6 protein-coding genes are annotated in these 13938 nt (G+C 37.5%); 4 read left to right on the plus strand and 2 right to left on the minus strand.

The genetic code is table 11. The features are described from left to right. Positions 1-16 precede the first annotated feature (16 nt). Positions 17-2131: a S8 family peptidase gene (locus DRF60_RS15350; protein ID WP_116012882.1), complete on the minus strand. Its 2115-nt coding sequence runs from the start codon at positions 2129-2131 to the stop codon at positions 17-19. Positions 2132-2421: 290 nt separating this feature from the next. Here DRF60_RS15350 and dnaE point away from each other — a divergent pair, with 290 nt between their 5' ends. The 3 genes from dnaE (at position 2422) to DRF60_RS15365 (ending at position 11588) form a co-directional block, all read left to right on the plus strand. Next, a complete protein-coding gene (gene dnaE, locus DRF60_RS15355; protein ID WP_116012883.1) occupies positions 2422-7080 on the plus strand; it encodes a DNA polymerase III subunit alpha in 4659 nt (1552 codons plus the stop codon). Positions 7081-7420: 340 nt separating this feature from the next. Further along, positions 7421-9760 (plus strand): T9SS type A sorting domain-containing protein, encoded by a 2340-nt coding sequence (locus DRF60_RS15360; protein WP_116012884.1) that lies wholly within the window; start codon positions 7421-7423, stop codon positions 9758-9760. A gap of 235 nt (positions 9761-9995) precedes the next feature. Beyond that, positions 9996-11588 (plus strand): GEVED domain-containing protein, encoded by a 1593-nt coding sequence (locus tag DRF60_RS15365; RefSeq protein WP_116012885.1) that lies wholly within the window; start codon positions 9996-9998, stop codon positions 11586-11588. A gap of 363 nt (positions 11589-11951) precedes the next feature. On the opposite strand, the gene DRF60_RS15370 is transcribed toward DRF60_RS15365, so the two are convergent. Beyond that, entirely contained in the window at positions 11952-12779 is an 828-nt protein-coding gene (locus DRF60_RS15370; RefSeq protein WP_116012886.1) for an ion transporter, read from the minus strand. Positions 12780-12840: 61 nt separating this feature from the next. Between DRF60_RS15370 and DRF60_RS15375 the strand changes: the two genes are divergently transcribed. Continuing rightward, positions 12841-13938, plus strand: a complete 1098-nt coding sequence (locus tag DRF60_RS15375; RefSeq protein WP_116012887.1) for a Nif3-like dinuclear metal center hexameric protein — start codon at positions 12841-12843, stop codon at positions 13936-13938.

A 13938-nucleotide genomic window follows, 5' to 3' on the forward strand; every position in this document is an offset into this window, starting at 1 on the left:
TTTATGTAATACAGGATTATTCCTTGATTACTTTTTTAGAGATAACATCTTTGTCTGTTCTTATTTCAATGATGTAAATACCCTTAGTATAGGTAGATAGATCTATCGATTCTTTATCGCTGTTGATCACCCCATTCTGTAGTTTTTTTCCAGAAAGATCATAAATTACGAAAGCAGACTTTTTAGGGGCTTTCAATATGTTTATGAAATCTTTTGTAATCGTTGGAGCTACTGCGAGACCGCTTAATGCATTGGTTTCGCTGGTTCCTAAAACAGTTTGTGTCTGACCTGTCGCTATAATAGAATAGTTTTGCGGAGCATTGGCACCGGCATTGTTTTTTAATGTCCCTTTATTAGTGATCTCAATTCGGTAAGTTCTACCAGCAACAGGGGTATCTATTACCACTTGTTCTACATTATCTACTGTATTGTCCGCCTTAGTAGCAGGGGTCATTGGAGAAGTAGCGTTCAGTTTCCAAGGATAATAAATCGTATTGTTTGTTGTATCTATAATTCTTAAATCTAAATCATTTACCAATCTTGATGCTCTGTTGTTATACGCATCAGCCCACGTTAGGTTGGCAGGAATAACGTATTCAGGATCAATCCATGAAATTGTAACTTTCAACGGCTCAGTACCAGATGCTACAACATTCTTTGTGTTTGGAGTACCGCTGGTTAATGTTTCGTTATTAAAGATAACAGTATTGTTAGCTTTTCCCACTAATAGTTCAGCACCTTTTTTAGCATTGATGTATCCCCACCCAAACCATGGATCTGGACCTACATTCCCCGCTTCAGAAGCTGAATGAATCATTAAGGTTTTTGCACTTGCTGCATTTAATACCTGATTTGAGAAAAGTTCTTTATTTACTTGTGTCCATAGCCCGATAACTCCGGTCACTACTGGTGCAGAATAAGAAGTTCCGCTTCCGTAGCTATATGTTGTACTGCCAACAGTATCTTCTGCTGTCGCTGCGGAGAATACATCAGTACCTGTAGTTGAAATATCCGGTTTAATTCCTCCGTCATCTCTCGGTCCTGCACTGCTGTAGTCAGAATGAACAACATCAGAAGCAGTAGTATATTTAAAGTTATTGGTAGAAATTACATCCGTAGCTCCAACAACGATAATGTTTTTGGCTAAAGATCCAGGTCCGATACAATCAGCTCCATTGCTACAGTTTGTTGTAGGAAGTGTATCTGTTGCAGCAAACTGAACTTGGACACCATTATCATCGGTATAATATTTAGGAAAGGCAGATGTTCCTGGGTAATCAGGTCCGTAACCAAAATAATTACCAGAAGATTTTACAATAATATAAGAAGGATTATTATATACAATCTGATCATAGTTTTGATCTTGTATGAAATAAGTCCCCTGTAGATCCATAGAAGTAGAAGGGCTTTCAAAAACACCTGGCCAAACCCATGCATTTACACCATTTACAGTTTTAACATCCCAACCTTGATTGGTTCCATATGAGTGATTAGACAGATTAGGCTGGGCAACAAGTATTTTTTGAAATACAGTACTTGTTGTAGTATCACCAGGTAATGTAGTAGTTGCAAATCTATAAGAATCCATGATAGAATTGATAGCTATTCCTTTTGTGTTTCCACTAAGGCCGCCTCCACTTATATTTATACTTTTACCACCAATAAAACTGGCTACACCCGTTGCGTGCGCACTGTAAATTTGTGTTGTAGCTTCTTTATTGGTAATTCTTCCTGGGATGTTATCGAAAGCTGTATGAGCAGCATATACTCTACCCCCGTCGAAAATAGTGTATTTAATACCTTCACCATTATAAGCGTTAGTTAATCCTACTACACCACCTGCTGTATTGAGGTTATCAGCATTAGCATTCAAAACTTGTCTGTTATCTTCGTTTTGATAAAAATAAGGCTTACCACTTGGAGTAAATCCAGCTAAATTACTCCTTTGTTCTTCAATTTCTTTTAAAGTCTCTGAAGATCTGTCTGCTCCGTAATGCTTTGAAACATAAGAGTCAAACTTTGCAGTATTCTCTTTGTTTTGTTTTTCAAACTCTCTTTTTAATCCTTCATTGTTTTGCGCACTTAATAATGTAATTGCCAAAGTGCTGACCAAAAGTAAATGTTTCTTCATAATGGTTCAGTAAAATATTAAAATTTATAGGTTAGCAAATATATACTAAAATATTTAATCATCTTGTTCTTGCTGCATATTATTTGTTTTTTTAGTGTGATTTAATAAGGTTATATTGGTTTAGGATGGGTAGTTGTTTATTTTGATGCTTTTCATTTTTTTTATGAATTTGAAAATTTAGAATTAAAAAAGAATTTTTCTAATACTCTTTGAAACGAAATCATGATATCTATTATTAGAAAAATTGAAGTAACTTTACATTCTCTTTTTTAAAAAAGTTAGAAAATTATATGTATTTAATTTTTGACACAGAAACAACCGGATTACCTAAAAATTTCAATGCACCGCTTTCAGATTCTGAGAACTGGCCAAGAATGGTTCAGATTGCATGGCAAGTGCATGATGATGATGGGAAATTAATTGAAAACCAGGATTATATAATAAAACCTGAAGGGTATGATATTCCCTTCAATGCCGCAAGGATTCACGGAATTACTACTAAAATTGCTCATGAAGAAGGACGTGACCTGCAAGAGATTCTGGAAGAGTTTTCTAAAGTGCTGGACAGGGTAAGAATAGTGTCCGGACATAATGTAGAATTCGATTATAATATTGTAGGAGCAGAATTTTACAGGAAAAATTTAAAAGACAATCTTCAGGATAAACCTAAAGCCGATACAATGGTTTTGGGAACAGATTACTGTAAGCTTGGCGGTGGAAGAGGAGGAAGATATAAATCTCCGAAACTGGAAGAGTTGTACGAAAAGCTCTACGGTCACAAATTTGATGAAGCGCACAACGCTGCTGCCGATGTGAATGCGACTGCCCGGGTATTCTTTGAAATGATGAGAATAGGAGTAATTCCTGCTGAAGTACTGAAGATTTCTGAAGATCAGCTGAGTTACTTTAAAACCCTTTATCCGGACCCGATAAAGCCGTTTAATATTGTTATCAGAAGGCAAGTTGCTGATTTTAACAATAAGAAAAAACAGTCTGATTTTGGAAGTATAGATGAAATTGATCTTGGAAAATACTTCAATTTTAACAGCCATAGTGTTTTCTCTACATTGATGGCTACTTCAAGCATCAGTGATCTCATCAAAAAAGCTTCTGACGAAAACTTTCCCGCTGTAGGTATGGTGGATATTGGAAATATGATGGGAGCTTTTAAATTTGTTTCAGCAGTAGAATCTGCCAATTCGGACCGCTCTAAAAAGCATAAAGAGTTTCTTGCCAAAAAACAGGAAGCTGAAGAAAATGGAACAGAATTTACTGAGCAGGAACCTGTTTCAGCTCCGCTTATTCCTGTTGTAGGTTGTGAATTTTATATCTCAGACCGGTATGAGCAGAAGCAGTTTACAAAAGATGATCCGGACAGAAGAACCCAGGTTGTTCTTTTGGCAAAGGATTTTAACGGATATAAAAACCTGGCAAAACTTTCGAGTATAGGATTTTTAAAAGGATTTTATTTTGGAGTTCCGAGGATCAGCAGAGAGCTGATCGCTGAGTATAAGGAAGGTTTGATAGCCCTGACCTCCGGAATTTTAGGAGATATTCCTGATGCGATTCTTAATACCGGAGAACAAAAAGGGGAAGAGCTTTTCAAATGGTGGAAAGACACGTTCGGAGATGATTTCTATGTACAGCTTCAGAATCATAAACTGCCTGAAGAAGAGCATTTGAATGAAGTTTTATTATATCTGGCAGATAAATACAATACCAAAATTCTTGCCCAGAATGAAACTTTTTATACCCATAAAGATGATGCGAATATCCAAGACATTGTAAGCTGTATCAAGGATGGTGAAAAATTAACCACACCTGTAGGAAAAGGCTTCGGAAAACGTAGAGGACTTACCACAGGAGAATATTATATTAAAAACAGTGACGAGATCAAAGAAGCATTTCTGGCTTATCCGGATGCCTTTGAAGCTTATGATGAATTTCTCGCAAAATTCAGTCCCTACACCCTAAAAAGGGATGTTCTCCTTCCTAAATTTGATATTCCGGAAGAGTTTATCCATGTGGAAGATGCAGTGGATGGCGGAAAAAGAGGAGAGATGGCTTATCTTACTCACCTAACCTATGAAGGTGCTAGGAAAAGATATACAGAAATTACAGAAGAAATTAAAGAACGTCTTGACTTTGAACTTGACGTAATTGCCAATACCGGATATCCCGGATACTTCCTTATCGTACAGGATTTCTGTAACGAAGCCCGGAACATGGGCGTTTGGGTCGGGCCCGGAAGAGGTTCTGCAGCAGGTTCTGCAGTAGCTTATTGCATTGGGATTACTAACGTTGATCCTATCAAGTATGATCTCCTTTTTGAGAGATTCCTGAATCCGGAGAGGGTTTCGATGCCCGATATTGATATTGACTTTGATGATGAAGGACGTGACAGAGTTATTAAGTGGGTGATTGAGAAATATGGGCAGAGCCAGGTAGCGCAGATCATTACCTATTCGGTTTTGGGTGGAAAATCTGCCATTAAGGATGCCGGAAGGGTATTGGATCTCCCGATTCCCGATACCAATAATATCGCCAAACTGATTCCTGCCAGCCCTGGAATGAATATTGCCAAAGCTTTAGCGAAATATGATAAGCTAAAGCCCGAAGAGCAGATGCTGGTGGATGAAATGAGAACGGTTCTGGACAACCCAGATGATCCTCGTTTCGATGTATTGGCGAGTGCCAAGAAAATGGAAGGATGTATCAGGAACACAGGAATTCATGCCTGTGGAGTGATTATTACGCCTGAGGATGTAAGTAACCTTGTGCCGATAACAATTGCAGCAAAAGATGCTGATATTCTGGTTTCCCAGTTTGACAACTCGGTGGCGGAAAGCGCGGGACTTCTGAAAATGGACTTCCTGGGACTCCGTACCCTGACGATCATTAAAGATGCCATGAAACTGGTTAAGCAAAGGCATAATATAGATCTTGATCCGGACGAAATTCCGCTCGATGATACCAAAACTTATCAGTTATTTAAAGAAGGAAGAACAATCGGAATTTTCCAGTATGAAAGTCCGGGGATGCAGAAATACATGAGAGAGCTTAAGCCTACAGTTTTTGCCGATCTTATTGCCATGAACGCGCTTTATCGTCCCGGACCTATTAAATATATCCCGAACTTTATCAACAGAAAGCACGGAATTGAGGAAATTGTTTACGACTTACCGGAAACCGAAGAATATTTAAAAGAAACCTACGGAATTACCGTTTACCAGGAGCAGGTAATGCTTTTATCCCAAAAGTTGGCGAACTTTACCAAAGGTGAAGCCGATACGCTGAGAAAGGCGATGGGTAAAAAGCAGATTGACGTTCTGAATAAAATGTACCCTAAATTCATTGAAGGAGGAAAGAAAAATAATCTTGATGAAGATCGTTTAAATAAAATCTGGAATGACTGGAAGGCTTTTGCTGAATATGCCTTCAACAAATCCCACTCCACCTGTTATGCATTGATTGCTTATCATACTGCTTATCTGAAAGCCAATTACCCGGCTGAATATATGGCGAGTGTGATGAGTAATAACATTAACAATACGGATTCTATCACCATGTTTATGGAGGACTGTAAAAGTATTGGAGTAGATGTTTTAGGACCTGACGTAAATGAATCCCAGTATAAATTCTCTGTAAACGAAAAAGGACAGATCCGTTTTGGTTTGGGAGCCATTAAGGGAATTGGGGAAGGACCGAGTGAAGCTATTACAAGAGAAAGAGCCAACGGAAGATTCAAAAACATTTATGATTTCTTTGAAAGAATTCCTCCTTCCCAGATGAATAAAAGAGTGGCGGAAAGTTTAGTGCTGGCTGGAGCATTTGATGAGCTGGGTTCTTACCACAGAGGTCAGTATTTTGATATTGATATGGCTGGAAAAACAAACCTGGAAAGACTGATCAGATACGGGCAGAGCTTCCAGGAAAGTAAAAATGAAATGGAGCATTCTCTTTTTGCAGATTTTGCTGATGAAGTGCAGATCGAGCAACCTAAATTATTGCCATGCCCGGAATGGCCTAATATGCACAAATTAAATAAAGAGAAGGAAATCATCGGTTTCTATCTGTCCGCTCATCCGCTGGATGAATTTAAATACCAGTTCCAGTTTATGCAGGGCAGACTTTCTAAAAAGACTGTGCTTGAAAAAGACGATGAAAAAGTGATCTCGGATGAAATTCCGATTTTAGAGAAGGATTCACAGGATGAAACGGTAGATCTTATTGAGATTGTTTCTGATGAGCTGTCAATAGGAGAAGAGGAGGTTATAGAGGAAGTGGTGAAGAAAGCCGAGCCGAAAGGTAATTTCCTGTTTTTAAACCTTGATGAGGTGGATGCTTACAAAGAGCAGGCTTTTTCCAATAAGCAGGAAGAGCTTTTTGAAGAAAAAAAGAAAGACTGGAAAACGCTTCAGAAAGAAAGAGAAAATGGTGGTGGCGGAAAAGAGTATACCGTAGCCGGGCTGATCACTGAATATAGAGTACAGGATGGATTCAGAAGTGGAGAAAAAGTGGCTTTTGTTACTTTGGAAGATTATTCGGGATCGTATTCTTTCAGGTTGGGAGACAGGGATTATATGCGTCTGAAGGAGAAATTAGAAGTTCAGAGATTTGTGATTTTCAAAATAAAGTTTGCGCAGGTCAAGGATGGAAGAGTTTTTGTCAATGTCAATGATGTGATAGAGCTTCAGGAAGCTTTTGAAAGATTTGCAAAAAGTATTTCCCTGGTTATGGATGTTATGGATGTCCGCCCTGAAGATCTTGATTTTTTCAAAAAGGTTCTTGACCGGAATAAAGGAAATCAGAAACTTAAATTCTTTATAAAAAATATTGAAGATGATTCCCAGATTGAAGTTCAGTCCATGAAACATTCCGTAGATCTCAATGGAGATTTAATTAAGGAAATTCAGCTTCTTAATAAGTATGAATTTTATCTGAATTAATAATTGGTAAAAATTAGAGTTATTAAGCGGCATTTTGCCGCTTTTTTAGTTTAATGATAAAAATAAAGTGTAATTGTTGATAAAGATTTACCAAAAAATATTTTATGTTAAATCGAAATTTATCTATTATTTGTGACTTTTTATTTTAACTTAAATTCCTGTAAATCAATGTTTTAATCGGATATCTGGTATTGGTGATTTAACAGTAAAATTAAACGTTTATTTGATTTGTGGTATTAATTTCTATATTTTGTGATATTGTGTTTAATGTTTTAAGATAATTTTTGATTTTTTATGAAATATTTGTTTACTTTTACCCTCTAATTTTATTTTACTACATATGAAAAAACTATTTCTACTCTTTTTAGTTTTGATAGGTATGATAACCTGTCAATTGTATCAAGGACAAGCTTACTTGGTAAATACATGTTCAACGAATGTTGATAATATTACCTATTCGGTAATGAGGAGTAATACGACTGCCAATGATAAGCAACGTATGGCGTTTATTATCCCTGCTTCTCAATTGGATAATATTGCTAACGGTACGATCACATCAACCTACTTTAAGAGATCAACATCTTCAGGAAGTTTAAATGCAGGAGCAAATTTTAGAATCTATTTAAAAAATACTACTGCTACAGATTTTGGGTCTGTGTCTCCGGATTGGGCTACCGAAACAGGCTCTGCCACACTGGTTTATGATTCTAACCCTCAAACTGCGGTAGGAAGTACGGCAGGATATAAGCAATTTCAGCACTCAGCGAATTTTGTTTACACTGCGGGAAGTAACCTTGCTGTTTATACAGAATATGTACAAACTACTGCTCAGGCGTCAACCATTTATTGGCAGTATGAATACAGCAGTCCATGTATTAATACTTCAAACAGTAATACCACAAAATATGTAAGTACAACAAATGCTTTTGGGGCTACGCTTACTTCAACTAATTATAGAAGACCGGTGATTGCGTTTGATGCTAACGTACCACCTCCGACAACAGTTCCTAATTGTACAACAATTTCTGCACCTGCAAATGCTGCAACAGGAGTTTCTGTAACACCGACAATTACTTGGTCTGCTACACCAATTACTTCTAGTTATGTAATTAATATGGGAACTACACCTGGTGGAACTAATATTATGAATGGAGTAGATGTAGGAAATGTTACATCATATGCTATTCCTGCTGCAACACCATTGTCGTATTCAACACAGTATTATGTAACGGTGATTCCTAAAAATGTTGTAGGTATGGCTACAGGTTGTACTGAGAATACGTTTACAACTTTGGCAATGCCTTGTCCAAGCGTAAATTCACCTGGTGCTGCTGCAACAGGAGTTTCTACAATTCCTACAATTTCTTGGGGAGCGGTTTCAGGTGCTACAGGATATAGACTTACTGTAGGTACAACTTCCGGAGGTTCAGATGTAGTAAACAATGTAGATTTGGGTAATGTGACTTCTTATACATTTACTTCTGCTTTAGCTCCGTCTACTACGTATTATTATACAGTTACATCTTATAATGCATCTACAAACTCTGGTACATGTACTGTAAGATCATTTACAACAACTGCAACACTTCCGCCTGCGAATGATAATTGTGGAGGAGCCATTGCTTTAACAGTTAATCCGGATTTAGCTTGTGGAGCTACAACGGCTGGTAATACATTAGGTGCATCATTATCTATGGCGGCTACACCTTGTAATGGAAATCCAGATGATGATGTTTGGTATAGCTTTGTTGCAACTAGTGCCTCACATGTTGTTGCATTATCAAATGTAGTTTCAACAGGAACATCTTCAACTACGGATATGTATTTCCAGGTATTAAGCGGGGCATGTGGCTCACAAACGAGTGTTGTATGTTCAGATCCTAATACGGCTACTGTAAGTGGTTTAACTCCGGGACAAACTTATTATATAAGAGTGTATACCTATTCTGGTGCAGGATATAATGCTAGCTTTAATATCTGTGTTGGAACACCTCCACCACCTCCGGCAAATGATAACTGTGCAAATCCAACTCCTTTAACGGTAGGAGGTGTATTCGCTACTCATGCAATTACAACTACAAATGTGGGTGCTACTGCTGATGGTACAGCACAATCTTGCCAGACAAGTGCTACCAATAACGTTTGGTATTCTGTAGTGGTTCCTGCTTCCGGAACATTGAAAATCGAAACAAATTCAGTTGCAGGTTCTACTTATACAGATTCAGTTATTAATGTATTCAGCGGAGCATGTGGTTCATTAACATCTGTAGCTTGTGATGATGACAGTTCCGCAGATGGTAACTTCTCACTGGTTTCATTAACAGGTCAGACTCCTGGAGCTACATTATTGGTAAGCGTTTGGAGATATTCTTCAGGAACAGGTACAGACGGGCAGTTCAAGATCTCTGCTTATGATGCATCATTATTGGCAACATCTGAAGTTTCACAAGCTAAGAATGATCTTAAAGCATACCCGAATCCTTTTGCAGATGTCCTGAATATTTCAGATATCTCTAAAGTGAAATTGGTATCAGTTGTTGATCTTACCGGAAGAGTTGTAAAAACAATCGACAATCCTTCTTCGGCTCTTCAGTTAGGAGATTTAAAACAAGGAATGTATCTTGTTACTCTAAACATGAAAGACGGATCAAAACAAACGATAAAAACAATTAAGAAATAAATCTTTATTGATCAGAATTATATAGAATAGCAGCTGAAAGGCTGCTATTTTTTATGAATGTTATATCGCTTTTTCAATGGTAGAATAGAGAAATACATTTTCAGTTTTTACTGATGGATTTAAAGCTGAGAATATACAATCGAAGAGACAGATTTTTAACTGTCTCTTTTTCTATTTAATAAGGTTTTAATGTATTTTTTTTATTAGATTTGTTTAAACCATAAAAAAAAATTACATGAAAAAGTTTTTACTTGCGAATTTAATAATGACCGGCGCATTTGCCTTTGCTCAGACTTATTGCACGCCTGTGTTTCCCAGCGAATGCAGTGGAGGAGATATGATCGACAGTTTTACGATTCCATCAGCGGGATTCAGCCATCTTGATACAGGATGTTCCCAAAGCTCATATGGAGATTATACGACCCAAACAATTAACCTGAGTGCAGGTGTTAGCTATGCATTTTCTGTTACTCATGAATATTCCAGTCAATACGTACGTATCTGGATAGATTTTGACAATAATGGGACTTTTGATGATGCAGCACCGGAACTGGTGGCAACAGCAGGCAGTACCGGACCGGATGATAATTCAGTTACCAATGGCAATATAACCATTCCGGCAACAGTTACACCAGGAACTTACAGAATGAGGGTAGGAGACCGTTTTAACAATGAACCTGAACCGTGTAATACATTAGGGTATGGAGAAGCACATGATTATACTGTAGTGATTGGAGCTGTACCAAGCTGTCTGGCGCCAGGTAACTTGTCCGCAGGTGCTATAACTTCCAGCTCAGCCGTTGTTTCATGGGTGGCTTCTACAAGCACAGTGGGAGTGGGGTATGAATATTATTATTCCTCAACGAATACAGCTCCAACGGCTACTACTGCAGCATCAGGAAGCGTAGGAGCTTCGTCTTTATCTGCACCTTTGTCCACATTAGCTCCTGCTACAACTTATTATGTATGGGTAAGATCTGTATGCGGTACTTCCGATAAAAGCGCTTGGTCTTTAAGTGAATCATTTACTACTGACTGTGCTGTAATAGTTCCTACTACTGCCTATACCAATGATTTTTCAACATTCCCAGGGAATTGCTGGGAGCAGGCTTCCGGTGGAGATGCAACTACAGGATCTACCGATACGGATGAATTGTGGTATGATGGAGACTTCCTGAATGCGGGAGATGGTAATAACTCCGCTAAAATAAATCTTTATTACAATGAAACCATAGCGTGGCTAAAGACCGTACCTTTCAACCTTTCAGCAGGAGGATACAGAGTTAAATTCGATTATGGAGTAACAGAGTTTTTAGATACCACTGCTTCGGCTATGGGATCGGATGATGTAGTTCAATTTTTAATTTCAAATGATGGAGGAACTACATGGACGGTTCTGCAGACATGGAATGCAGCTAATGCACCATCCAATACTTCTACGACCTATTCTTACGATCTTACATCTTATACAGGAGCCAATACTGTATTTGCATTTTATGCTTCCGAGGGTACTGTAAATGATTCTGAAGATTATGAATTCTTTGTTGATAATTTTAAAGTAGAATCTGCAACACTGGCAACATCTGAAGTTTCCAAAGCCAAAGAAGAGATTAAAGGATACCCGAATCCTTTCACTGATGTGTTGAATATTTCGAAAGCAGATCTTGTAAAATCAGTTGCCGTTTCTGATGTATCAGGACGATTGGTGAGAACCATTGATAACCCGTCTTTTGCTCTTCATTTAGAAGATCTGAAACAAGGATTATATTTCATTACTTTAAACATGAAAGACGGTTCCAGGCAGATGATCAAAGCAATCAAAAAATAAATAAAATAAACATATTAAACTAAAGAGTCCGTCTCACAAACTAGTGAAACGGACTTTTTTTTATGATTCTTATCGGTCCCTTTGTCAGAGATAGATTTTCAAATAAAGAATTCTAAGCCCACATCATTGAGTTGTGAGACAAATTCTTTTATATTACTGTCATTTGTTGGGCACAGGCTGTATTTCCCCTGTATTCATTTGCTCAAAGACGGCAGGGAAAAACATCACGAGTATAAAGTAAATGATGACCATTAATATAACTAAAGAGAAAAGGATAATGACCAGACTGTTAGGCTTATTTTTCTTTTTTGGTTCCATGATTTTTGTGGTATTTGGTTAATAGATTAATATCAATATCAAATACTAAGCTAATTTCTTGCCACACTGTTTACAGTATCGTGCATCATCATCTATATCTTCATTGCCACATTGGTCACAGATCTTCTCCAGGTTCTGTCTTTTGTTCCGCATTTCTGCCGTTACAATTCCTGTAGGAACTGCGATAATGGAATAACCTGCAAGCATTAAAATAACAGCAAAAAATTTACCCATAGGAGTGATAGGGGAGGCATCACCGTAACCAACAGTAGTTACTGTAACCACTGCCCAGTAAATAGACTGTGGGATGGTTTCAAAACCGGGTCTTCCGCCTTCCACCATAAACATCAGTGAGCCTACGATTACTGAAAAAATGATTAAGAATAAAAGGAAAATATAGATTTTTCTGGAGCTGTTCTTTAAGGCACGGACGATAAGGTAGCCATCATTCATAAAATCCAGAAGATTGAAGATCCTGAAAATTCTCAGCATCCTTAGCATTCTGAATATCAGGAAGTATTTTGTAACAGGAAAAAAGAAACTCAGATAAAAAGGAACAAGTGCCAGAAAATCGATAATTCCGAAAAAGCTGAAAATATAGTTTTTCTTATTCTTTAGAACGCTAATTCGCATCGAATATTCAATCGTAAAAAAAATAGAAATAATCCATTCCAGAATCAGAAATGTATAATGAAATCTTTTGTCAAGCAGAGGAACACTCTCCAACATAATAATGGCAGTGCTTATCAGGATAAGAGATAATAATGCAATGTCGAATAACTTTCCTAATCTGGTATCGGCACGATAGATCACCCTGTAGAGAAATTTTTTCCAAAACTTGTCTTCAGGAACAAGATTATGCTCTCTTTCCATTTTTAATATTTTTCAAAATTAACAAATTATCGTTATTTTCGCAGCAAACATACAGAATAAAATGACAATAAGTGAAGTGATTTCAAAAATAGAAAACCGTATTCCACTGCAACAGGCAGAAGATTTTGACAATGTAGGGCTGTTGTGTGGAGTTCCCGGCCGGAGTGTCAGTGGAATACTTGTATGTCACGATGCTTTGGAGAATGTTGTAGATGAGGCTATCCAGAAAAACTGTAATCTGATTGTATGTTTTCATCCTATTATTTTTTCCGGGTTACAATCTCTGACCGGTAAAAATTATGTTGAAAGAGCCATATTGAAAGCGATTGAAAATAAAATTGCCATTTATGCCATTCACACTGCATTTGATAATGATTTTTTTGGGGTCAACCATGAAATTTGCAGTCAGTTGGGATTAAAAGATCTCAGAATCCTTCAGCCTAAAAAAAATAATTTAAAACAGTTGAGCGTATTCGTTCCAAAGGAGTATTCTGAAAAAGTGAAAGAAGCACTTTTCGCAGCAGGAGCAGGAAATATTGGTTTTTATGACGAATGCAGCTTTACCCTGAATGGAAACGGAACATTCAGGCCTGTTGAAGGTTCAAATCCTTTCTCCGGACAGCAGAACATCCGTGAAAATGCTGATGAAGATATGATCTCCGTTATTTTCGAAGCTTACAAAAAAGAAAAGGTTATCTCGGCAATGAAGGCTGCACATCCCTATGAAGAAGTAGCCCATCAGGTATATCAGCTGGATAATGAAAACCAGCATTCAGGCCTGGGAATGTACGGAGATTTTGAGGAGGCAATGGATGAACAGGATTTTTTAAGAACGGTGAAAGAAAAATTCGGACTGGAAATCATTAAGCATTCCAATTTCACCCATAAAAAAATCAGAAGAGTAGGTGTTCTCGGAGGATCCGGAGCCAGCGGAATAAAGGCTGCATTATCACAAAAATGCGACGCTTATCTTACAGGAGATATCAAATACCATGACTATTTCCAGGCAGAATCCAAAATGTTAATCTGTGACATAGGCCATTATGAATCAGAACAATTTGTAACTCAACAATTATTTGAAATTTTGTCACAAAAATTTAGTACATTTGCAATTTCAAAATCTATTGAAAAAACCAACCCAGTAAATTATTTCATTTAA

Source organism: Chryseobacterium elymi (assembly GCF_003385495.1).
GTDB classification, from domain to species: Bacteria; Bacteroidota; Bacteroidia; order Flavobacteriales; family Weeksellaceae; genus Chryseobacterium; species Chryseobacterium elymi.